This is a genomic window from Edaphobacter flagellatus (assembly GCF_025264665.1).
Taxonomy (GTDB): domain Bacteria; phylum Acidobacteriota; class Terriglobia; order Terriglobales; family Acidobacteriaceae; genus Edaphobacter; species Edaphobacter flagellatus.
Map to the genome: position 1 here is coordinate 1,509,085 of NZ_CP073697.1, position 24,304 is coordinate 1,533,388.

A 24,304-nucleotide genomic window follows, 5' to 3' on the forward strand; every position below is an offset into this window, starting at 1 on the left:
GGCGGATTTGAGGTTTAACAGTCGATGAATCATCGCCGTTCTTTCTTCCCAAGTCTCAGGGCTGGCACTCTGGCCGCTGTAGCCGTAGCAGCACTCATTGTCACCTCCGCAGGCGCGCAGGTGACGGGCTCAACCCAGACGACGACCGACGCAAACGGGCAACCGCAGCAGACGGTAACGCTCTCGACGACGACGTCGAAGAAAGACAAAAAGAAGGAAGACAAGGTCGTCCAATCCAAGGACACCAGGAAGCGGATGCAGGCAGATAAGAAGAACGACGCTGTCGCGGCTGCCGATGCCAAGCTTCCTGACCGCATTCTCTACGACAAGGCTTTGGCTGCGACCAAAAAGGGACACTTCGATGTCGCGCGTCTCGATCTTCAGACGCTGCTGAATACCTATCCCGATTCGCAGTATCAGATGAAGGCCAAGCTTGCCATCGCCGACAGCTGGTATCGCGAAGGCGGCAGCGCAGCGCTGACCCAGGCTGAGCAGGAGTACAAGGACTTCATCACCTTCTTCCCCAATGCTCCTGAGGCCGCTGAAGCTCAGATGCGCGTCGGCGACATTTACTTCCGGCAGATGGACAAGCCGGACCGCGATTACTCCAAAGCCCTGCATGCGCAGGAAGAGTACCGCCTGATGCTGCAGCAGTTCCCGGATTCAACGCTGGTTCCGCAGGCCAAGCAGCGGCTGCGCGAAGTGCAGGAAGTGCTGGCGACACGCGAAGCCGACATCGCTTCGTACTATGCTTCACGCGAAAACTGGCCTGCCACGATTGCCCGCTACCAGACGGTTGCCGATACCTATCCGCAGTTCAGCCACATGGACGATGTGCTGGTTGCTCTGGGCGATGCGTATGAATCTGAAGCACGCATCGTGCGTGCGCAGAAGCAGCTTCCTGAAGACGCCAAAGCACGGCTGGAGAAGATCTATGACGACCGCGCGGCAGCAGCTTACCGCAAGGTCGCGCTGGAGCACTCGGCTTCGCCTCACGTTGAAGATGCACGTGACCGCCTGGCCGCAATGAATCTCCCTATCCCAACGCCGACGCCAGATCAGGCAGCAGCGAGCGCAGCGATGGAGAACAGCCGTGGCCAATACAGTCTGCAGAGCCGAGCCATGCTGATGGTTCTGCGTCGGCCTGACGTGGTGATGGCAGCGCACTCCGGCGAGCCGCCGATGACCGACGCCTCCCCAACGCTGGCGCCGACGGTCACCAGGCAGATCATGCAGGACTACAAGGACGCGATGAATCCGGCTGCAGCCGCTGCCGCAACGCAGCCTGCTGGCGCAACACCAGCAACCACCGCAACGGATCAGCCTGCTGCTGCTCCTGCGGCACCAGCTCAACCGGCTGCTCCGCTTGCGTTGCAGGACATCCCAAGCTCCGGCGCGGGCGATGCCGGGAGTGGTGCTGCCGTGATGACAAACGTTCCCAGCTCGAACGGCTCCGCGGCTCCGGCTTCAGGCGGAGCAAACTCGATGGGTGTTGAGGTGCTGACGCCCGGTGCGAACGGATCTGCTTCGAGGCAGCCGGCAGCCGCAGACCCCACTGGTGGTTTGAAGGCGGTGGGTCCGACCAACACCGCAACGCCTCCTCCGATTGAAAAGCCGGCAGCCGCTCCGGATGCGATGAACGATGTTGTCGCCAGCGAGCAGGCAAAGGGCCAGCCACAGACGACAGCGAATGGCAAGAAGACGCCGAAGCCAGCCTTCGACAAGGACGATGAGTCTTCGAGCACGCATAAGAAGAAGAAGGGTCTGAAGAAGATCAACCCCTTCTAAAACAAGCACCAAGCAGGTGGAACAAAGAAGGCCCCGAGATTTCGGGGCCTTTCTGCTTTGCAAGCAACGAAGAACTATGCTGTCTCCGACCGCCGCCGTGGAATAAACAGCGCAGAGAGCAAAAGCACCGCAACAATCGCCGCCAACGAAAAGAAAAGCGGGCTGAACGACATTCTGTGCGAGGAGTGAACGCGCCTGCCTCCAACCGGGGAGAGATGTCCGCCGATGACCCAGGCATTGCCGGAGATGGATTCATCCAGCTCATATACGGCATTGCCGCCAACGATCAATGCATTGCCCCCGAGCCTCGCCTGCGAATCGATCACGGCGTTGCCGCCGATTACCGTAGAGCGCCCGTCAACACGGCCCGTGACGTTCAGATTGCCGAAGAGTACGAAGACGTTCCCGGTAAGGTCGCCTTCCACCTGGACAGAGCAGAAGAGGCAGGTCGCATTATGGGCCTGCTGGCCTTGTGCAATGAAGATGTCCTGATTGAAGTACATCCTCGATCCACCCTGCGCATGAGCTGCAATCGGGAGCACGAGGAGAAGCATAAGACCCAGGAATCGGATTGCGCTGTTGGCCACAGCTCTGCTCCCAGAAAGAGATTTGACGCGATTGCGGGCGCAGCACTGCCTGCACCTGCAATGAGATTCAGATACGTACATGGGAGGCGGCTGGTTCCCGAACCGGAAAAGAACTTTATCCTCTGTCACTTATCGAAGCGGCGGCCCTTGAATCCCACGTCCCTGCGGATACATGGGAAAGCGGTAACGGCTTCGACGGACGAGGTAGACGATGAGCCAGATGATGCCCGCCAGAAACAGCAGAGGCGAGCACAAGATGAGCGTGCCGAGCGGAGGCGTAATGATCGAACGGGAGCCATGAATAGCTGCCCCATCTGCAAGATTCGCCTCGCCTCCCAGAATGGCAACGTCACCGTTGACGGTTGAGCCGTCCCCCAGCTTGAGGTCGCCTCCAGCAATCGCGGTGTCGCCGCCAATCGATTGACCTGAATCGACTTTGACCGACCCCATGAAAACGGCCACATCTCCCATCACCTGACCGTGAATCTCAACCGAACAGAACGCACAGGCGACATCGCCAACCGATGCGCCCTCAGGGACGACAATAGTGGTTCCGAAAGCTGCTCGATCATTCCCACCATGCGAGCCTTTGGCCAGAGCAGGCATCGTCAGGAAGAGCAGCATGGTGGCGGGGAGGGCAAATCGCGCGAGTTTGCTGGGCATTAGAACCTCGTGGGCGAGTTTACGGGGGAACGGCAACGCTGGGCAATTGCAAACTGCATACCAGCGATATAAGCAGCGGAAGTCGGTGACAGCGTTGGCATTTACCGCATGGATGCTACCCTTAAAGAACATGAGTCACGAACTGCCGAAAGCATACGATCCATCCATTATTGAAGAGCGCTGGGCCAAATACTGGGTTCAGGAGCGCCTGTTCGACGTCCCCACGCCTGAGGATACGAGCGATAAGTCGAAGAAGTTCACCATGCTGCTGCCGCCACCCAATGTGACCGGACGGCTGCACATGGGTCATATGCTGAACCAGACGGAGATGGACATCCTGACGCGGTGGCACAGAATGCGTGGCGAAACCGCAGTCTGGGTGCCAGGGACCGATCACGCCGGCATCGCCACGCAGATGATGGTGGAGCGGCAGCTTGCCTCCAAAGGTAAGAACCGTCGCGACCTGGGTCGCGATGCCTTCATCGAGCGCGTATGGGAGTGGAAGGGTGTTTATGGCGGCGCAATCCTCGACCAGATGCGGCGGCTTGGCGCCAGCGTCGACTGGAGCCGCGAATACTTCACCATGGACGAGCGTCTGAGCGTAGCCGTGAAGGAGTGCTTCGTACGGCTATGGGAGCAGGGACTGATCTATCGCGGAGCCTACATCGTCAACTGGGATCCTGCGATTCAAACAGCCGTCTCCGATCTTGAAGTGGAGCACGAAGAGCGCGTCGGCAAGATCTACCATGTGCGCTATCCGCTAGCTGATGGCACCGGTTCGATCGTTGTTGCCACGACGCGTCCGGAGACAATGCTCGGCGACGTCGCAGTTGCCGTCAATCCGACAGACGAGCGCTACACGGCAGTCATCGGCAAACTGGTGAAGCTGCCACTGAGCGGCGTCAACGGAGGTCCCGAGCGAGAGATTCCGATCCTGGCCGACGATTGGGCCAAACCGGAGTTCGGCACGGGCGCCGTGAAGGTTACACCGGCACACGATCCAAATGACTTTGCCATTGGACAGCGGCATGGCCTGCCAAACCTCTCCATCCTGGATGAGATGGCCAACGTTGCGCTGCCCGGCTCACCTTACAATGGCATGGAGCGGTATGCGGCGCGTGAAAAGATTATCGAGGACCTGCGTGCGCAGGAACTTCTAGTCGACGTGAAAGACCATACGCTTTCGATTGGCCTGAGCCAGCGCACCGGCGTGGTCATCGAGCCGCGGCTCTCGCAGCAGTGGTTCATTAAGATTCAACCCCTTGCCGACAGGGCGATTGAAGCGGTGGACAAAGGATACATCCACTTTACGCCGGATCAGTACCGCAAGACCTACGAGGAGTGGATGAAGAACATCCACGACTGGTGCATCTCGCGGCAGTTGTGGTGGGGGCATCGCATTCCCGCATGGCACTGCGCAAAATGTGCGGAAATTACGGTGGCTCGCGACACACCGAGCGCATGCGGCAAGTGCGGATCGAGCGAGTTGGCGCAGGAGACAGATGTTCTCGACACCTGGTTCTCCAGCGGCCTGCTTCCCTTCACAGCGTTTGGCTGGCCCGGCAAGGCGGGATCGAACGGACTGACACCCGACCTTGCGGCCTTCTATCCGACAGAGCTTCTGGTCACCGGCTTCGACATCCTCTTCTTCTGGGTAGCGAGAATGGTGATGCTTGGCAGCCACTTCATGCTCGATGTACCGATGCCTGATGGCTCGAAGCGCACGCTGAAGGATGCCGTCCCGTTTCGCGAGGTCTACATTCATGCACTGGTGCGCGATGCCGAGCGGCAGAAGATGTCGAAGACCAAGGGCAACGTGATTGATCCCATCGAAGTAGTGACGAAGTATGGCACGGATGCTGTCCGATTCACGCTGGCCAGCATGGCCTCTCCCGGCACCGATATCGCCTTCAACGAGTCGCGTACCGAAGGCTATCGGGCCTTCGCCAACAAGATATGGAATGCGGCGCGCTTCCTCTTTATGCAAATCGACCGCGCGAAGGAAGCTGGCTATAAGGCAGCAATGCCCTCCAGCGGCCTTGTGCCGGAGCTTCCCGCAGAGACTCCGCTGGAAACGCGATGGATCTTCGGCCGGTTGCACGCAGTCACGCGCGAAGTGGATAAGGCGCTTACCGATTATCGCTTCGACGAAGCAGCAGCGGCTGTCTATCAGTTTTTCTGGGGTGAGTTCTGCGACTGGTATCTGGAACTAGTTAAGCTGCGACTGGAGTTCGGCGAAGGTGTCGAGCACAATCCAATTACAGCCTTGACGCTGGCTTCTCTTGTTGCTGCATTTGAGGCTGCGCTGCGCCTGCTGAGCCCCTTTATGCCGTTCCTCACAGAAGAGCTCTGGCATGCTCTCTACGAAGGTAACGCGCCTGCGAAATCAATTGCGCTAACGCGTTATCCGCAGCCAGAAGATTTCGCAGCGGATGAGGCTTCGGTTGCAGCCATGACAACGCTGCAGGAATTGATTGTGACTGTTCGCGCACTCCGCAAGGAGTTGGGCGTACCGGAGAAGGAAGCGGCGCCCATCCAACTGCATGCAGAGAGCCGTGTTGTCGCTCTTGTCGACGCCAATCGTGACATGCTGTTACGGATGGCGCGCGTGTCGGAGGTTGAGTTCTCTGTCGCAGCCCTTTCAGGCGGTAACGCGCGATCCACAACGAGCTTTGACGTAGCGATTATCTACGAACGGCAGATCGACGTAGCAGCCGAGCGCGATCGCCTGACGAAAGAACTCGCCAAGCTCGACAAGGGCCTGTCTGCAGCCAAGAAGCAGCTCGGAAACGAGACCTTCATGGCAAAGGCTCCCGCACATATCGTCGAAGGGCTAAGGAAGCAGGCAGCCGAGACAATCATGCTTCGCGACAAGGCACTTGCAGCGCTGGAGGCATTACCTTCGGCCTGACGCAGTAGATATCAGCAGGTTTAGGATTGAGGTATGGACTGGAAGAGCAAACGGATACGGACTCTCCTCGAAGGCGCACTTGCTGAAGACAAGGCGGCGAATGACATCACCACGGCACTGACGATTGACCCGAAGCTGCGCGCTTCGGGAACGATCATCGCGAAGCAGGCGTGCGTCGTATCTGGCCTGGGGTGCATCCCTGTTTTTCTGGACATCTTTTCGAAGATGAGCAGCCAGTCGATGGGCCGCTTCGAGGTCGTCAGCCATCCGGAGATCTTCGATGGCGTCAAAGTGCGCGCGGGCCAGCCGCTTGCGGTGATTCGCCACAATGCTGCGGCACTGCTCTCGACCGAACGCGTGATTCTGAATCTGATGCAGCGCATGTGCGGCATCGCTACGCTGACCAACCAGTTCGTGATGGCCGTAGCCAAAACGAAGACTAAAGTGCTGGATACGCGCAAAACGATTCCCGGCCTTCGCATGCTGGATAAATATGCGGTCAGCTGCGGCGGAGGCGTAAATCATCGGCTCGACTTGCAGGATGGCATCCTCATCAAGAACAATCACATCTCGCTTGGCGGCGGCCTGCCCCAGGTGTTGGAGAAGGCACTGAAAGGCCGCAAGGGCGGACAGACGGTGCAGGTTGAAGTGCGCACGCAAACCGAGCTTGAGCAGGCAATCGCTGGTGGTGCGGAATCGATTTTGCTGGACAATATGACGCCGGCGCAGGTGAAGAAGGCCGTTAAGCAGATTCGCTCGGCGTTGCCTGGCGTGCCGATCGAAGCCTCAGGCAACATGAACCTGAAGACAGTACGCAAGTATGCACTGGCCGGAGTGGACTTCGTCTCCGTAGGCGCGCTGACGCATTCCGCAATCGCGGTCGATCTGAGCATGCGTATCACTGCAGATGTGTACTAACAGCAAATGGCATTCGATCTGGAAGCAATCGTAAGAGGCCTTACCGATACACGATTCGGAACCCGCATCCGGCACTTTGATTCGGTAGGATCAACCAACACACTTGCACTTGAAGCGGCGCAGGCTGGTGCAGATGAGGGCGTGTGGATTGCCGACGAGCAGACCGCGGGAAGAGGACGCGGAAATCATAACTGGCATTCTGCAGCGGGCAGTGGGCTCTATGTGAGCGCTCTGGTCAAGCCTCCAATACCTGCCCGCGATGCTCTTCCCATATCTCTCGCTACCGGACTTGCGGCGAAGTCTGCAATCGCTGAAGTTACGGGATTGGAGATCGATATCCGATGGCCGAACGATCTGTTAATCGGGTCAAAAAAGTGCGGAGGCATCCTGGTCGAGACGGCGATTGCGCCTGAACAAGCCGGCCGCCCTGCGATGCTGCGCTACGCCGTGATCGGGGTTGGCATCAACCTGAACCATGCCGCGTTTCCGCCAGAACTGGCTTCACAGGCGACATCGCTTCGGATTGAAACGGGCAATAAAGTCTCACGCGAGGAACTGCTCGTCGCCTTGCTGAGGCAGATCGAAGACGAGATGGCTTTGCTGGTGCGCGGCTGGCAAGGTACAGACAACGGTCCTGGGCTATACGCCAGATTCGCCGAGGCCTCCACCTGGGTTCGCGGGAAACATGTGCGCGTCGATGAGGCTGGTGGATATACTGGCGTGACGGACGGCTTGAACGCACGTGGTTTCCTTGAAGTGAACTGCGACGACGGCCAACGACGCACGGTGCTCTCGGGCGGCGTGCGCGAGATCTAACAGCAGGAGCGAGGCGGGAGAGCGAAGATGCTACTGGCACTCGATGTAGGCAATACAAACGCAGTCTTTGGACTATTCGATCTAAATAACGGCAAGCCCAAGGTAATCGCCGATTGGCGCATCACAACACCGACCGATCAGACTGTCGATGAATTCGGCATTTTGTTGCAGGATCTCTTCACATTACGCGGCCTGAAGAGCGACGTAGTCACAGGAGTTGCCGTCTCGTCCGTCGTACCTCCGCTCGATTCCATGCTGCGCAAGGCATGCGAGGTCTACTTCAAAGCGAAGCCGCTCTTTATAGAGCCGGGAGTCAAGACCGGCCTGCCGATACTAACCGACAATCCTACTGAAGTGGGCGCTGATCGCATCGTGAACTGCGTGGCAGCATACGAAGAGTTCGGCGGACCGGCCATCGTGGTAGACATGGGCACAGCAACAACCTTCGATGTCGTCTCGAAAAAAGGCGAGTTCCTCGGCGGAGCTATTGCTCCCGGGCTCGGCATCTCTGCAGGAGCCTTATTTTCGCGCGCTGCGCGGCTGCCTCGCATCGACATCAAAAAGCCTGCCAAAGTCGTTGGAACCAATACGGTCGACAACCTCCAGATAGGCCTTTACTACGGCTATATCGGTCTCGTGGATGGCATTCTCGAACGTATGATCGCGGAGCTGGGGCCTGACACGAAGACGATCGCCACCGGAGGACTCGCCAAATTAATTGCTGGCGGATCGAAGTACATCGCCGCCGTGGATGAGATGTTGACGCTGAACGGGCTCCGAATCATCTACGAACGAAGCCTTGTCAGGAATAAGCGGCATAGCTCCTAAGGCTCTATGCTGAACAAGCAATGCGGAATTATTTTAATTACTTCACTGAGATCGAAGAACGTTTCCAGCAGCGACGAGGCTCGCTGCTAATGTTGTCTACTCTGGATTGGGCACTGATCGAAACATGGCGCGAAGCGGGGATTCCCCTGGAGGCTGTGCTCCGTGGAATCGATACCGCATTCGATAAATATGACGAAAAGATACGACGTTCCCCCCGCACAACGCGCAAAGTGAACGGACTGGCATGGTGCGCTCAAAGCGTAATGGAGGCCACAGAACAAGCGATGGAGGCCGCCATCGGTGCTGCTCCTGCCGAAGACGCAGCGACATCAGAAAGTGGATTCGAGACCGAGCGCATCGCTTCCTATCTTGAGGACAATGCGAACTCCATTGAGGCTGCTCAGCTACCTGTGCCTGCAGATACAGTCGCTCTGGAGAGCGTAACCAGGTTGCGTTCTCTGGCATCGGCTCTGCGCGCAGAACCAGCAAACTCTTTTCTTGAAGAGCTCGATCGGACACTCACGGTACTGGAAGAAAAGCTATTCGCGGGTTTGCTCACGGCAACCGAAGAAGACAAGTTGACCGCGCTACGCGATCAGGCAGCGCGCGAGTTGGCGCCGTATCGAGGAAAGATGCAGGCGGTCCAGATTAAGCAGGTACAGCAACAGTTCCTGCAGAAGCGATTATTGGAAGCTCATCATCTTCCCCGCCTGAGCCTCTTTTATATGAGGCTGGATTAGCCATGGCGATAAAGCTGCATATCGAAAAAGTGATCTATGGAGGAAGTGGTCTCGCTCACACAGACGAGGGCGACGCAGTCTTCGTCCCATTTACTTTGCCGGGCGAGCTGGCCGAAGCCTCTCTGGACGAACGGAAAAGTAATTTTTCTGAAGCAGCACTCTTACGTGTCTTAGAACCATCACCTGACCGAATCGAGCCTGGATGCCTTCATTTTGGCGTCTGTGGTGGATGCCACTACCAGCAGGCCTTCTATGAAACACAGCTGCGCATCAAGCGGGATATCCTGCTGGAGACGCTAACCCGTTCCGGCCTTTCATCCATTCCTGAAATCAGCACTCTGGCGGCAGAGCCGTGGGCCTACAGAAACCGCATACGCCTGCGTATCGTCGAGGTGGACGGGAAATTCCGTGTAGGTTATCTTCGTCGCGGCTCCTCAGAATTCTTGCCAATACAGATGTGTCTTATCGCTGCGCCGCTTTTATGGCGTGCTGCGGAAGCGCTGCTCTCTGTCGATGAAACCTCTCCCGTATGGCTTCGCGCGGCAGAAGAGGTAGAGTTTTTTACGACATCGGATCAGAGTGCGTTGCAGATGATGCTTTTTCTTCGACGCCAGCCTGCGCCTTCATTCGAGACATTTTGTGGCAAACTTCAGGCGAAGCTCCCGGAGCTAAAAGGTGTCGGCATTGCCATTATCGAACGCGAGAACCGCAACAGAAAGGCGCAGCGCGTGCGGCCCGGAGCATTTTGGGGTGCAGATGGCCTCAATTGCAGCGTCGGCGAGGAGCGCTACTGGGTAAGCCGTGGCTCCTTCTTTCAGGTCAACCGCTTCTTGATCGAAGATCTGGTCACGCTGGTGACAGCGCATCGTCAAGGAGCACTCGCATGGGATCTTTATGCCGGGGTTGGTCTTTTTTCACGAGCTCTTGCGAAAAGCTTTTCAGAAGTAGTAGCCGTGGAAGCTTCAGGAGGCGATCTGTTGCGGAGTTTTCGTGGCAAGGGCCGTCGTGCCATTGAAGCGACTACCGTCGATTTTCTCCGTCAGGCAGCGCTCGAGCGAGATCGCCCAGATCTGGTCGTGATGGACCCCCCGCGGGCAGGTGTTGGCATGGAGGCTTGTTCTCTGCTTGCGCGCATTCGCCCCGGAGAGATCGTTTATGTCTCCTGCGATCCGGTCACTCTGGGCCGTGACTTGAAGGTAATGGTAGACTCCGGCTACAGGATTCATCAGTTACACATGGTCGACATGTTTCCGCAGACGTTCCATCAGGAGACTGTGGCAATACTTCGCCATGACGCCATCAAGCAGTAGTTAGCAGGGGAGTCCTATCTGACGGGCCACGCAGAGCAGTACAAGGCCATCACTCTGGAGCCGTTGAAGTTTCGCAGAATGCCGTTGCTCGCGGCTGCGTGTTGGTTTGCCTTGGGCATTGCCATGGCGCGAAACTTGGTCCCGGCTCTTCTTTTCGTAGTCGCGATCCTGCTGCTTACTACGATTACTTTTTTCGCGTGGCGCTGGTCATCACGATTCGCAATATTCCCCGTCGCAGCATTATGGGTAACCGCAGGTGCCTTAAGCTGGCAGTTTCAGCCGGCTCCCCCGGCTCAACGCGAATTAGTACAGTATGCAGATGGCCTGAGCCGGATGGTTCGCGGGCATGTTGTTCGCGTACGAAAGCTTCCCCTCCAAAACAAACCGTTCGACCAGGACAACGATCCTGCCTGGTGGATCGAGCGCGAGCCTGAAGCTCTGGCCGGTCTTTCGGTCGATATCGCCGTCGATGCAATGGAAGAGGTCACACCTGATGTCTCTCGCATGGTACCTGTCGCCGGGGGAGTGCGAACGACGGTGCTCTCTCAGGATGGCCATCTACCTGACCTTACGTGTGGCGATGTCATCGAGGCCCCACTCCGGCTCAGAACACCCCTTCGTTACCGCGACCCCGGCGCATGGCAATATGCCGACTATCTTCTTGCGCAAGGCATCAGCGTCCATACAACTGCCCGCGTTGCAAAAATTCGTGTTCTATCCAACACATCCATCAGCGCGAAGTGTCGCTTGTTTGCCGCGCAAAGCTGGGCTTCGGAAAAGATGCTCACGTTCGTGGAATCGAAAGTCAACCGGCGAATGCCTAGTCTATTCAGACTGACCGAAGATGACGCGGGCATGCTCAATGCGATGCTTTTTGGTGATCGAACACGCTTGAATCATTCGCTTCGTGTCGGCTTCGAGCGAACAGGCTCCTTCCATCTCTTCGTCGTATCGGGAATGCACGTCGCTCTCCTCGCCGGACTTGTTCTTTGGACTCTCAGGAGGCTGCGCGTCTCCGAATGGGTGGCGACTTTTATCACATTACCCACGATGGCTGCCTATGCTTTTCTGACCGGCTTTGGAGCTCCTGTACAAAGAGCTTTATTTATGACTGCAGTCTTCCTGATCGCACGTCTGATCGCGCGTGAACGCAGTGTCTTGAATGCGCTGGGTGCAGCTGCCCTGGCCGAGCTTGTATGGAATCCTGCAAGCCTCTACGAGGCCAGCTTTCAGATGACGTTTCTTGCGATCTTCGCGATCGCGGGCATTGCAGTCCCTATGGGCGAGCGCAGCTTTCTTCCCTGGGCTAAAGCCTCACGTAAGCTCAATCAGCTTTGGCTCGACCCTGTGCTTCCTCCAAGAATTACACAGTTCCGCGTGATGTTGCGGCTTTGGGACGAAGAACTGGCCGAGGTCTTTGGCAGCTGGATATCCCGATTGCCTATCTTCCTGATACGCAGTGCACTGTGGATCTCCGAGCTGGCGCTGATAGGATTCGTCGCAGAGCTTGTCATGGCCTTGCCTATGGCTCTCTACTTTCATCGCGCTACGATCTTCGCCTTACCCGCGAACATGTTGACCATCCCTGTTATTGGACTACTCGCGCCACTCGCGATCGTTACATTCCTCTTCTCCCTCATCTCTCCTATCTTGGCGATGCCCCCTTCAGCAGCAACTGCTGCTCTGCTGCACTGCATTCAACAAATCATCGCAAACGTAAGCCATTTCCATGCGGCCGATCTAAGAGTCCCAGGACCAGCATGGTGGGTAGCCCTGCTTGCATTTCTCATCTGGATATTTTGCATGTGGGCGATACGACGTGCATCCATTCTGGCGCGGATTGCCGTTTTGGCGTTACCGCTAGGCACACTGCTTGTACTGTGGCCTGAACGTGCTAACACCACAGCAAACAAGCTTGAGATCACGGCGATTGATGTTGGTCAGGGCGATTCCCTTCTTGTTGTGAGCCCGGATGGCCACACAGCCTTGGTTGATGCCGGAGGCCCAGTCGGAGGCCTGAATGAAGCGGCCGCAACAGTCAGCAACTTTGACATTGGCGATCAGGTCGTCTCTCCGTATCTTTGGTCTCGTCAAATTCGACAGCTGGATGTACTCGTGCTTAGCCATGCACATAGCGATCACATGGGCGGTATGGCAGCTGTAATACGCAACTTTCATCCACGCGAACTGTGGGTTTCAGCCTCACCCGACTCGGATGCCTACCGCGCTCTGATACATGCGGCGGCCGACCTCGGAGTCCAAGTACGATACCTGTACGCCGGTGACGATGTTTTATGGGGAGGCACGCAGGTCAAAGTTCTTGCTCCTGAACCCGGGTACAAGAATGCCTTCCAGCCTTCCAACAACGATTCCCTTGTTCTGCGCATCGAGTACGGGCTTTCTTCTGTTCTGCTGGAGGGAGATGCCGAAGCACTCAGCGAAGAGAATATGTTGTCTCGAGGACTCGAGCCGGTAACGCTATTGAAGGTTGGGCATCATGGCAGCAAATCGTCTACAACTCAGGCATTTTTCACTGCGCTAAAGCCGAAGGATGCGGTCATCTCTGTCGGAAAAAACAACACATTTGGCCACCCTCGTGGCGAAGTGATTCAACGCATAGCAGATAACGGTACAAAGCTCTTTCGAACCGACGAATTTGGATTGACGACATTCCTGCTGGATCGTGACGGAAGCATTCAAGCTACACCGGTATTACCCTAAATACCACCTCCACTACAGCCATCAGAGATCTCGCAACTGCACGTACTGCGAGGAACCTTGCATGATGGCACCTGCGAAATTTTCTCGCTACAAACTATCGACCGGAGTAAGGTGAAACCAGCGGAGGACAAAGGCTCATGGATCACAGGCAAGACGCTAACTATTTTGACGAAAAGGCAGTCCCACCATCACCTCAGGAGATTGCGGAGGAACGAAAGTTAATTCGCCGCATGCAGATGATGATGAACATGGTGATGCAGACCATAGCCCAGGACACAACACTGAGTATTGATGAAGCCTCGCAGATGGTTGCCGATTCACGCAAAGCGGCGCTTGCGATGTTTCCTGGCAAGGAACTTGCTTACGACCTGATCTGGAAACCGCGCTTTCAGCGACTCATGCGCGAACGCTTCCGTATGATGTAACGGTTCAGATTTTCGTAGAGTGCTTCGTCATGTATGCATTTACTTCATCGCGCAAGCGTTGATTCTCAACCTCTAAATCGATCACGCGTTGCCGAAGGGGTGCCGTCACCCGTGCGATCTGATCTTCGGTATAACGTGGCGTGATGTGTTGCTGACAGTTCCAGTCGAACGCCTCAACATGAATGACAACCACACGCTCGACTATGCTTTGCACACGTTTCTCGCTAAGCTCAGCTATCATCTTCTGCGCTTCTGGACCTTCATGCACAGAAGTGCGGCCTAGTATCTTAAGCCGGCTTTGCGTCGGGTAATCCATCAGGAAAAGTGCTACACGATTATCATGGTTTATATTGCCCTGAGTGATGTATTGCTTGTTGCCGCGATAGTCCGCGAAGCCAATTGTTCTTTCATCGATCACCCGCAAAAATCCAGGCTCACCGCCGCGATGCTGAATGTAAGGCCAGCCGGTCTCACTCACAGTTGAGATATAGAAGGAATCGCGTGAGGCAATAAAGTGACGTTCCATCTCCGTGAAGACGTCGTCAATGCGCCCCATCTGTTCAGTGCGCTGATACAGCGAGCGGCTACCATGTGCGATCTGCTGTTTTTGAACGAAAGGCGTAAAGGCGAGACGTGCAAAACTTCGACCCATAACACTTGGCTCCCATCTGCGAATCGCGACTTTTATTAGATATCGCAGAAGGTCCAAAGGATGCGGAGCCTCTTAGGGAACCTGAGGTGGTCCAATGACAGGAGTCTTCACCGGCACCGCCATTCCCACCACCTCAACGATAGAGTTGCTATTGGCATACGTTGCGTCGTTGGTGAAATTTGTTATCCATAGATTGCCGCTTGCATCGATAGCAAGAGCATAGGGCTGCACGAGATTAGCATCCGCCAGCCATCCCGTGGCAGATGACAAAATACTGCCTGGCGCGGAGGCATTGGAGCCAGCCATCTGCGCCAATGTGGGATTCACACTGCCTGGTGCATTGCGCAAGTTCATCACCCAGATTGCTCCGGCACCATCGACAGCAATCCCCTGCGGATGAAAGATACCGCCACCGCTATATCCGCTCTGGGGAGACATGATCGACCCCGAAGGCGAAATTTGGCTGACGCTATCTCCATAAAAATTTGCGGCCCAAATATAACCACGCTGGTCGATAGCGAGTCCCTGCGGCCCACTACAGCACGCCACCCCTGAAGATTTCGAGCCGTCGCCGGACAACTGCGTTACATACTCGTTGTTTTGATTTCCAATCCACGCATTGTGGTTTGCATCAGCAACCACCGACACAACAAAGGCCAGCGATGGAGCAGAGTACCCACCTTTACCTGAAAGTGGAGCGCCTGAGCTCGAAAGGAGAGTGACCGTCGAGTTGAAATAATTCAATACCCAGGCCGAGCCACTTGGATCGATCGCGACAGCAATCGGATAACTAAGACCGCCTGAGATATACCCCGTGGCGCCTGAGACAGCCTGCCCACTCGAACTCAGCACCGTTACAGATCCCTTGCCACCGTTGACTGTCGAAGGACTCGCTTCGTTGGGGATCCAAACATTGTCCTGAGCATCGACTGCAAGCCCAAAAGAGGTCTGCAGCCCGTTCCCCGTAATGCCCGAAGAAAATACGGGCGAGCCTGTCGGCGTAAATTTGGAAGCCGCCCCATTGAGGCTCGCGACCCACACATTGCCCTTGCTATCGACACCAATTCCAGTCGGCATATTCATGCCGGCGCCGCCGTAGCTGATCGAGATCGTCCAGTCCGAAGGAGCTTTCGGAATCACCGGCGAGTATGCGGTACTTGAGATCGATTGCGTATAGAGGGCAGCAACGTTCTGTCCTGGGCTACGCGCTAGACGCAGAGCTGCGTCGAGCGTGTCCGACGGAGCAGCGGCGTTTGCCGGAGCCGTGGCGCTAAATAAGGCACTACAGCTATTCGCATTAGCCGATGAAACGCACGTGTTGAGCAGATTGGCCAATGCATTGATCTTCGACGCAGGAGACCTTCCTGTAGCAGGAAAACTTGACCCCGGAGACTTTCCCTGAACTGGATCGGCAAGATTGGCCGCCGTAGCAAAAGCATTTGCCAGACCCACTGCATTGGTCGACGTCGCGCCGATGCTGCCGCCTGGGTTGAGAAACTGTGACAGTGCCCATGCAAAAGAAACCGTCGTAACTTCGTTGACGGTAAATGAAGTCGTCGCAGTCGTCGAAAGCTGGTTGCAATTGCCGACCGCCGTAGCTAAAGCAATCGAAGAATTTGCAGCAGCGCTTCCAACCTTTCCGCCCCGAGCAATCAGATACACCATCGGAGCAGCAGAGGAGCAGCTAAGCCCCGATGTGATGGCAAAAGCGCCGCTCGCGTCTGTGGTGACAGGAAGCAATAAGAGAGGGGTCGCACCAGAGCCATTCCCCGACGCCCCGGCCGAATACACCTGAACACTCGCTCCAACAATAGGCTGCGACCCGGCCAGCACCTTGCCCGAAATTAACACAGACGTCGTCGTAGGAGGTATTGGCGGAGTAGAAACAGTTCCTCCCGATCCACATCCGGAGAGAAACACTAGGCCACTTGCAGCAGCACAAACCAGGGGAGCAAAGACACGGGAGGTAAACTTCATGCGTTTATACGAATAATACAGTGTCGTTATCTGCTCCTGTAAGGCTTCACGAAAACATCCATATCGGCCTGTCCCAGGAAAGAGCGCATATCCTCGCTGAGCTGCTTCTCAGCAACCTCAGGTAATAACCGTGTATCCAGAGTCTCTGCCTTCAGAAGTATAGGGATAGGACGCTGTGGATCTTGCGAAAACAGTGCCTGCGGATCCGGCTTGCTGTAGACAAAACCAAAATGCTTGCGATCGCTTGAATATTCACCACAGTGGGAACCGCTGCATATCGTGGTCATTTCGAGATACTGCACGGCTCCGTTGTTATAAAGCGATGCGCTGAACCCTATCAAGTTCTTATGCGCCATAGTTACATTCAGCTGGTCACGCCACAGAGGATCTTCCCCACGCGCTGAATGACAGATCAGCGTATCGTGCGATCCAAGCACGGGGGAAACACCAAGCGAGATATGGGTTCCTCCTCCATCGGGAGCGTATTCTCCCCAATGAAAGAGCAGTGGGCCACTCACCAGATTTTCGTTCCACGTACGCACAAGGGAGTAGTTGCCGACATGCTCCGGAAACACCCCTGCAGAGGTTGGGCTGGTGCGAGTTTGCGATGGATCGCTGCCGACCTCATGCGCGATGGCACGTACTGTACCGAAGCATCCCAAAAAAGCGATGACAGCCATCACAGCAAGACGAAGATCGAGTGAAAGAAAAACATCTTGTTTTCGTTCACCCAGAACTACAGCTTCGCGCTTCTCTTGCATGGCTTGTCCGCGAAGGCGGCGAATTGCATAGAACAACAATTGCGTCGCTATCAAAAACAGGCATGCACCGATAATGTAGTCGGCCAGCTTGGCTCTATTCTGCAGCCGCGGCACATGCAGGGCAACGATGTAATAGAGAACCAGTAGGCACAAGCGGGCAAAGTTGAAGACGTATCCCAGCAACACAGCACCGGCCACCACCAGAGCATGCGCCTGCCAACGGAAGCGATAGATATAGCCCGTAACAACTGCAACAAATCCCATGGTTACAGCACCGCGAATGCCATTGCAACCCGGAGCGATGAACATTCCAAAATTCGGCGTAAACATCAATCGCATCTGATCGGGCGTTAACGGCTGTCCCAATGCCATCGCGAATGCCCGGGCAACATGCGCTGAGACGCGCTGCAGCGGCAAATCGACAAAGATGTTGAAGACATGTGGAATCGGATTAACGAACCACGTTAAAACAATAGGAAACAGTGCCGCACGATAGAGTTTTGTGCCTCCGAAGAGAAGCACGACTCCCGACGTGTATCCAAACACAACCAGTGAGTATGGAGGAATATAGATATTCCATCGCGGCGAAAGAACGAAAATGAGAATGGCTTGGTCACGAAGATGGACCGCTGCGATCGTGACCGCCAGAATCGCCAATCCCCACCAGCTGCCATCCATCTCCCAGTCCATCGATCGCCATACCCGCATAATCAGAACAAGACTGACCAACGGAATCAGCATTCCAATGGACTTCAGTGCGTCCGTGGTCCAGATGTACCACAGAAACGCTACCGTCGACCGGATACTGCAAAGCCCGACAACGGCAAGAGTTGCCGCGAGCCCTGCGGCCTGGGGTGGCGAAAGCCGCCGAGCCCATGACGATAGATGTGGGCGAAGGTCGGTCGCCGGGATGGTAGACATGCCAATCTCTTCGAAAATGATGGGTGGGTAAGGACGGGAAGCGAAAAATTACCCGTTCGTTTCGTTGGAAGAATCACGGCGAGCTTTCATACGAGAACGCGCCGATGCGAGAAATGCGCCAGCCGAACCAACTAAGGCAAGGATGACGGTTGGGTTTTCGGGGGAGTCTGTGCAGTCCCCGGTCGTGATCTCTCCACCCTGGGCGTGGAGCGGGAGGGCTGCCGAAAGGAAGATAGTGAAACCGAGAATCAGGAATAATTTCTTCATGGTGTCCTCTTTTGGGAAAGTTACGGGCACCTGAAATCAAAGTCAACGCACCATCAGTGCGCCTTTGTAACACTTTTGTGTGGTTCAGACAGCGCGAATATCGCTGAAAACACTGGAAATCTCTACAAAAACGGGGTGCCGTATCCCCGCTAACATTCTGAGCCTCAGTAGGATGAGGAATCTAAATCGCGTGAGCGCAATATCTGCCAAAGCAGCACCCCCAACATTGGCAAGCAAGCAATCATCCAAAGCGCAGAGGAGTAGCGCCCGCGATCGAACAAGTGCCCGATCACAGGCATCAGGACACCCGTAACAAGTGCCCAGGCCGAGATACATATTCCCGCAAGAAAAGCCGAGTTTTGCTTTGGCAGCACAGCCATGCCATCCGACAGAGCAAAGACCACAAAGCCGCCTGCAACGAACATCTCAAAGAAAAACAACCCCATCGTCAACCCAACAGGAAATGCACTTTGGGTCAGGCTCTGCGTAAACACGATGGGGGTGCTGACCAGAGCAAGAAGGAAGAAGACGCGCTGGGGCCTTCGTCTGATTGTCCCTGCGCGCATAGCATCGCGCCTGCGCAGCCAATCAGCCCACCGCCCGAAGAGGAGATATCCCGCTTCCCATCCCGCGGGAGGTAGCCACAAAAGATGTCCTAATAAAGACTGTCCGAGATGCAAAACGCGGGTAAGGTAAAGCGGCGCGGCATAGAGACCGAAAGCGAGAGGCGCGGCTCCCAAACCATAAACAGCAGCCGCAGCAAACAGATCACGGCTCCATCTGGACTGACCAACCTCCCGCGTCAACGTTACGTCACGCTCACGAGGCCCTTGAGAAACTCCATACAGCCCGCAGACCTTCAGCATGACCCACAGAACGATCCATGCCATTCCAAATACAGCCGTAACAGCAAAAGCTGCACGCCATCCCCACCGCACCGCAATCGGAGTAATGATTAGCGGCGTAATCGCAGCTCCCAAAGAGCCGCCGCTATAAGCGATTCCCAACCCGAACGAGCGCTTCTCCTCCGGCAATGTCTCCGAAACGGTCTTCAGTCCCGCTGGAAAGGTTGCTCCCTCGCCAAACCCCAGCACGCCTCTAGCCAGGCACATACCAGCAAAGCCAACCATCAGGCCATGACTCCCCGAAGCCAACGACCATACCAGAACAGCGATGAGTGTTGTCATCCACAAGCCAGCACGGTCCATCCAGAATCCCCACACTGGATTGGCCAGCATATAACAGAGGCTGAAAACAAGAATCGCGTATCCATACTGCGTTGCCGACATGTGGAGATCGGCAAGAATGGTTGGACTCAGAATGGCAAGCACACTGCGATCGACATAGCTGAGCAGCCCTAGCAGCGTCATCGACACCACTGGAGCCCATAGACGAAGCCCCGACCGCTCCTGCACTTTAGTCATCGCTGTCATTGCTTCGGTTGCGCCGCAAGCCATTGATGCAGGCTTGGCTCCTGTGCTGCACGCAGGTGGATGCAATCGTTAATATTATCCAAAGCCTTAGCCAGCGTTCGTTCCGCCGCATCCACTTTATGGGTTGCAAAGAACGCCGCCACCTCATCGCGTTTTTCTGCCGAGCAGAAGCTTCCCGCCGCGCTCACAATATGCGCACCAGAATTGGTCGTCAGTTGCGCATGTACCTTGTCCCAGTTCTCCTGCACATACTGCCACGCCTGATCGCGCGTCTCATAGCTTCCAAGCAATATAGAGAGCGGAATCCAGCTGTCCTGATTACGGACCTCGCCGGAAACAGCATAGTCCAGCGTGCGCTTCACCAGTTCAGGGTCGCGGAAAAAAGCCAGCGTGCGCAGCGCATCCGACTGCGCTCCGGGATCGATAGGGTTCCTGCTCGCCGCCATCACCTTGTCATATAGAACTGCATCGCCATTCGTCGCTGAAATCGCTATCGCCTCGTCAGCTAACAAGGGGTCCAGCCCTTTGTCTTTCATCGCTCCAGACGCGAAAGCGCGATCGGTCAACGCCTTTGCTTCATTCAGTACGGCCGGTTCTTTTGCGCGGCCTAAAAGACCCATCAGCTCGACCCGCAGCTGCTGCTTTGTAAATGGTTCATTGCGCTCCGGCTTCCCAAGAGCAGCATAAACAGGACCGAATTCGCGACGCAGGACTGCCGCAAGCTGATCACGATCCTCGTCGGTCGCAATACGCGCATTGATCGATTTCACCTTGTCGAACGCCGTTTCCATCACCAGGCCATTCGAGTCATTCTTAAGCGCAAGTACCAGGTCGAGAAACTCTTTCGCCGTCCCCTGCCCCGAACGCACCAGAGCCCATCGGTCGCCGAGCAGACTAATACGCTCCACAGAACTTAGCCCGCTCTCAGCCTTCGCAATCATCGCAGCCAGCTGCTCAAGCGCATACAGGCTGCGGTAATAGCCTTTCGCGCCTGCATTTCCATAAAAGAACGGGGACGTGGCATTCTCCGGCAGATGCAAAGCAGTATCTCCAGAGGAGACCAGTCGGCAGACCGGCTTGCCGACCGACTTCAAACAAACAGGAAGCGTCCACCGTTGCGCAGTACTGCTTCCCGCCGGATTGGACAGGAAGAATCGGCTCTGGTCCAGCGGCATATCTTTCCCGGTGCTTTGCGCGAATGCCAGTAAGGGAACACCGGGTTGCGTCACAAAGCTCTGCATAACCTTGTCGATAGGCTGATGCGAGTTCTCCGTCTGTGCATTCCAGAAGTCCTCTGCCGTCGCATTTGCATACAGATGTGCTGCAAGATAGTTATGCACTCCCTGGCGAAAAGCCTCTTCCCCGAGGTAATTCTCTACCATCCCCAACACCGCTCCAGCCTTGCCATAGGCAATCCCGTCGAACATCTCATTGATCTCATCCGGCGTCTCTGCCGTAGCACGAATCGTCCGCGTCGTTGGCTGCGAATCGAGATTCAGCGTTGCATCCAGATCGCGTGCATCGTCCTCAGGAAACGCCCACTCCGGCTTCCACTTCGCCACCGGCTTCGACTCCATCCATGAGGCAAAGCCCTCGTTCAGCCAAAGATTGTCCCACCACTGCATCGTCACCATATCGCCGAACCACTGGTGCGCCATCTCATGGGCCACAACAATCGCAACACGCTTCTTTGCGGGTATCGCACTCCGCTTCTCGTCAACCAGCAAGTCCGTCTCGCGATAGGTGATGCAGCCGAAGTTTTCCATCGCGCCCGCTTCAAAATCAGGCAGAGCCACCATATCCAGCTTCGGCATCGGATACTTAATCCCAAAGTACTTGTTGTAGTACGGCAGAATATACTCCGCGCTCTCCACCGCAAACTTCGTCATCGCAACCTTATCCGGTGTCGAGCAGGCACGAATCGGCACACCATCTGCTTTGCCCAACGAACACTTGAAATCGCCCACCAGGAACGCCACAAGATAGGTTGACATCTTCGGGGTCGTCGCGAACTTGACCGTATGTTTGCCCTCAACCGGTCCAGGCGCATCCGAAATGACCTGTGTATTGGAAATTGCATTATCACTTGCATCGATCACAAGTGTGATGTCGTAGGTCGCCTTCAGCGCAGGCTCATCAAAGCTGGGATAAGCGCGCCGTGCATCCGTAGGTTCAAACTGCGTCACCGCATAATTACGGGCTTTTGTTTTCGAAAGATAAAACCCGCGCAGCTTGTTGTTCAAAATGCCGCGATAGCTGATCTTCAAAGAAACCTTGCCTGCAGGCAGAGGCTGAGCAAATGTAAATGTCGCCTGCTCCTTGTTCTCGTCTGTGGACACAACTGCCGCTTGAGAACCACCTCCGCTATTGGCCTTTACTGACACAAACTGGATCTCCACTGCGTTCAGTGTGATCGTTGTGCTCGGCCGATCCAGAACAACATCAATTGTCTCGTCGCCCGCAAAAGTAGCTGCCTTCAGATCAGGCGTAAGTGTCAGCGAATAGTGCTCCGGATGTACGCCCGCAGGCAACCGCTGCCCATACAAAGCTGTAAGCGGGAAGAAGACAAACGCAAGAGTAGACAGGGCACGGCGAACAACAACATGCAAAACCATATCTTTAAAGAATAACGAACATAAGCCGCGCTCATGGCGCGGCTTATCCCTCTTTCCCCGCTTAATTCAAAGGTCAGGCGTTCAACGAAGCTGCACGCTCCGACACTCCGCCCAATTCCGCAGCTCGAGCCTCCGCATAAGCTGCAGCGCCAAGTAGAGCGCACGTATCGTCCAGAATCACCTTCACCGGAATCGCCTGCAGCAGAGGAGACATTCTTCCTTTATCCAGAAACGCCTGCATAAAGAACCCATTCTGCATCGTCTTCAAACGCTTGGGAGCGATTCCGCCTCCCAGATAAATTCCACCCGTAGCCAGCATCTTCAATGCCAGGTTGCCTGCCTCCGCACCGTAAGCCGACGCGAACGTCTTCATGGTTTCAAAGCAAAGCGAGCTCGATCCATCCTCAGCACACTCGCCAATCACCACATTTGGGTCCTCGGCCAGCATGCGATCGCACAGCCACTTCGGCTCGTTGATCTTCTCCACATCGCGCAAAAATTCGTAAACATTCTTGATGCCAAGCCCTGAGACAACACGCTCAAAACTCACGCGACCCTTCAGCTTGTTGCGCAGATATTCCAGCATCGCAATCTCGCGATTCGAACGCGCTGCAAAGTCGCAATGCCCACCCTCCGAAGGAATGGGTCTATGCGTTTTTCCGTCCCATATCAACAGCGCCTGCCCCAGGCCCGTGCCCGCGGAGATCAGCCCACGATGTCCGACAGCATTTGGATCACCTGCATGCAGCGTAAAGATCTTATCCGGCGCAAGCTCCGGAATCCCATAGCCATTTGCCTCAAGATCATTGATCAGAAAAACATGCTTGATCGACAACGATCGCGACAGATCACGCACATCCAACGTCCATGGCAGGTTCGTCAGCTTCAGCCGGCCATCACGCACCGGGCCCGGCACGCCGAAACATGCAGCGAGAATCTCGTCACGCTTCGTCGCCGGGGTGTTCTCATCACCACTCAGAAACTCGTTGACCACCTCATCCAACGAACTAAACTGATGCGCCGCGAACTTTGCATCGCGAATCGGATGCAGCTGTCCGCCAGCAAAGTCGTAAAGCGCAAGATGAACCTTCGTGCCGCCAACATCACCAGCAAGAATCATTTATTTCAACTCCAGTGTTCCGGTCGATCCACCATCCGCCGGTGCTGGCAGCTTAGCGGCTGCGGCCTTATCCAGCAAGAGCGTCAGCTTCCCGCTCGCCGGACGAATAATCTGCGAAGGATAAACCTCAGGCTGGTACGGCCCTTCAAACACATCGTGCAGCACCTGCGCCTTCTTCTCGCCCTCAATCAGGAATACTACTTCCCTGCCCTGATTGATCACCGGCCAGGTCAGTGTCACGCGCCATGTATCCTTCTGCGGAACATAGTTCGCCACCACGATGTGCGTCATATCGTTCAACGCTTCCGTATGCGGGAACAGTGACGCCGTATGGCCATCGTCTCCCATCCCCAGCAGCACAAGATCGAACGTCGGCGTCTGCGCCCCTTCAAGCTTGAAGCCATTGCGAATCGCCGCCTCATACCGTGCTGCCGCAACCTCCGGCTCCAGATCTCCTTCCATCCGGTGGATTCGCTCAACCGGCAGCGGAACCTTCGATAGCAGCGCCTCACGCGTCATGCGATAGTTCGACTCCGCATCATCCGGCGGAACGCAGCGCTCATCCACCCAGTAGAGATCCAGCTTGTCCCAGGGCACCTTGCTCGCGAATGGCTCCGATGCCAGCAGCACAAACATCGCCTTCGGAGTCGTCCCGCCTGAGATAGCCACGCGAGCAATCCCTCGCGCGTTCGCCGCACCTGCTACGGCCGAAGCAAACAACTCCGCAGCGGCCTCTGCAACCTTCGCCGGAGTCGAATAAACCTGATACGTAACACTTGTAGGACGCGGCATAAATCTTCCCTCTACATCTGGAGCAATGGTTTGGCCTCGCCGAAGCGAGGCCGTCTGGT

19 protein-coding genes are annotated in these 24,304 nt (G+C 55.9%); 9 read left to right on the plus strand and 10 right to left on the minus strand.

Going from position 1 to position 24,304, the window contains the following annotated elements; translation table 11 throughout:
• Positions 1–24: 24 nt before the first annotated feature.
• Positions 25–1,788, plus strand: coding sequence for an outer membrane protein assembly factor BamD (locus KFE13_RS06415; protein ID WP_260706336.1), 1,764 nt, complete (start codon positions 25–27; stop codon positions 1,786–1,788).
• A gap of 74 nt (positions 1,789–1,862) precedes the next feature.
• Here the strand turns inward: KFE13_RS06415 and KFE13_RS06420 are convergent, their stop codons facing one another.
• Together KFE13_RS06420 and KFE13_RS06425 are read right to left on the minus strand one after the other, a co-directional pair.
• Entirely contained in the window at positions 1,863–2,375 is a 513-nt protein-coding gene (locus KFE13_RS06420; protein ID WP_260706337.1) for a hypothetical protein, read from the minus strand.
• A gap of 129 nt (positions 2,376–2,504) precedes the next feature.
• Positions 2,505–3,038, minus strand: a complete 534-nt coding sequence (locus KFE13_RS06425) for a polymer-forming cytoskeletal protein (protein ID WP_260706338.1) — start codon at positions 3,036–3,038, stop codon at positions 2,505–2,507.
• Between the two features lie 130 nt (positions 3,039–3,168).
• On the opposite strand from KFE13_RS06425, the gene KFE13_RS06430 reads away from it, so the two are divergent.
• The 8 genes from KFE13_RS06430 to KFE13_RS06465 all read left to right on the plus strand — a co-directional run bounded on the left by KFE13_RS06430 (position 3,169) and on the right by KFE13_RS06465 (position 13,707).
• Entirely contained in the window at positions 3,169–5,949 is a 2,781-nt protein-coding gene (locus tag KFE13_RS06430; RefSeq protein WP_260706339.1) for a valine--tRNA ligase, read from the plus strand.
• Between the two features lie 33 nt (positions 5,950–5,982).
• A complete protein-coding gene (gene nadC / locus KFE13_RS06435; RefSeq protein ID WP_260706340.1) occupies positions 5,983–6,867 on the plus strand; it encodes a carboxylating nicotinate-nucleotide diphosphorylase in 885 nt (294 codons plus the stop codon).
• A 6-nt stretch (positions 6,868–6,873) separates the two neighbouring features.
• The gene (locus tag KFE13_RS06440) at positions 6,874–7,683 is read left to right on the plus strand and encodes a biotin--[acetyl-CoA-carboxylase] ligase (protein WP_260706341.1); all 810 of its coding nucleotides are present in this window, start codon (positions 6,874–6,876) and stop codon (positions 7,681–7,683) included.
• A 27-nt stretch (positions 7,684–7,710) separates the two neighbouring features.
• Complete coding sequence (locus KFE13_RS06445) at positions 7,711–8,511, plus strand: type III pantothenate kinase (RefSeq protein WP_260706342.1); 801 nt, start codon at positions 7,711–7,713, stop codon at positions 8,509–8,511.
• Between the two features lie 20 nt (positions 8,512–8,531).
• The gene (locus tag KFE13_RS06450; protein WP_260706343.1) at positions 8,532–9,251 is read left to right on the plus strand and encodes a hypothetical protein; all 720 of its coding nucleotides are present in this window, start codon (positions 8,532–8,534) and stop codon (positions 9,249–9,251) included.
• Positions 9,252–9,253: 2 nt separating this feature from the next.
• Positions 9,254–10,561 carry a 23S rRNA (uracil(1939)-C(5))-methyltransferase RlmD gene (gene rlmD / locus KFE13_RS06455; protein WP_260706344.1) on the plus strand — a complete coding sequence of 436 codons (1,308 nt, stop codon included), beginning with the start codon at positions 9,254–9,256 and terminating at the stop codon, positions 10,559–10,561.
• A gap of 123 nt (positions 10,562–10,684) precedes the next feature.
• On the plus strand, positions 10,685–13,282 hold the full coding sequence (locus KFE13_RS06460) for a DNA internalization-related competence protein ComEC/Rec2 (protein WP_260706345.1): 2,598 nt from the start codon (positions 10,685–10,687) through the stop codon (positions 13,280–13,282).
• Between the two features lie 137 nt (positions 13,283–13,419).
• Positions 13,420–13,707 (plus strand): hypothetical protein, encoded by a 288-nt coding sequence (locus KFE13_RS06465; RefSeq protein ID WP_260706346.1) that lies wholly within the window; start codon positions 13,420–13,422, stop codon positions 13,705–13,707.
• A 4-nt stretch (positions 13,708–13,711) separates the two neighbouring features.
• On the opposite strand, the gene KFE13_RS06470 is transcribed toward KFE13_RS06465, so the two are convergent.
• From KFE13_RS06470 to pgl, 8 genes are all read right to left on the minus strand, one after another.
• Positions 13,712–14,359, minus strand: a complete 648-nt coding sequence (locus KFE13_RS06470) for a pyridoxamine 5'-phosphate oxidase family protein (RefSeq protein WP_260706347.1) — start codon at positions 14,357–14,359, stop codon at positions 13,712–13,714.
• 72 nt (positions 14,360–14,431) lie between these two features.
• Positions 14,432–16,336: an NHL repeat-containing protein gene (locus KFE13_RS06475; RefSeq protein WP_260706348.1), complete on the minus strand. Its 1,905-nt coding sequence runs from the start codon at positions 16,334–16,336 to the stop codon at positions 14,432–14,434.
• Positions 16,337–16,362: 26 nt separating this feature from the next.
• Positions 16,363–18,018, minus strand: a complete 1,656-nt coding sequence (gene xrtJ / locus KFE13_RS06480; protein WP_260706349.1) for an exosortase J — start codon at positions 18,016–18,018, stop codon at positions 16,363–16,365.
• Positions 18,019–18,066: 48 nt separating this feature from the next.
• Positions 18,067–18,285 (minus strand): PExPT-CTERM protein, encoded by a 219-nt coding sequence (locus KFE13_RS06485; RefSeq protein WP_260706350.1) that lies wholly within the window; start codon positions 18,283–18,285, stop codon positions 18,067–18,069.
• 164 nt (positions 18,286–18,449) lie between these two features.
• Entirely contained in the window at positions 18,450–19,709 is a 1,260-nt protein-coding gene (locus tag KFE13_RS06490; protein WP_260706351.1) for an MFS transporter, read from the minus strand.
• Positions 19,710–19,714: 5 nt separating this feature from the next.
• The gene (locus tag KFE13_RS06495; RefSeq protein ID WP_260706352.1) at positions 19,715–22,333 is read right to left on the minus strand and encodes a M1 family metallopeptidase; all 2,619 of its coding nucleotides are present in this window, start codon (positions 22,331–22,333) and stop codon (positions 19,715–19,717) included.
• A gap of 73 nt (positions 22,334–22,406) precedes the next feature.
• Positions 22,407–23,453 (minus strand): glucokinase, encoded by a 1,047-nt coding sequence (gene glk, locus KFE13_RS06500; RefSeq protein WP_260706353.1) that lies wholly within the window; start codon positions 23,451–23,453, stop codon positions 22,407–22,409.
• Positions 23,454–24,245, minus strand: a complete 792-nt coding sequence (gene pgl / locus KFE13_RS06505; protein WP_260706354.1) for a 6-phosphogluconolactonase — start codon at positions 24,243–24,245, stop codon at positions 23,454–23,456.
• Between the last annotated feature and the right edge of the window lie 59 nt (positions 24,246–24,304).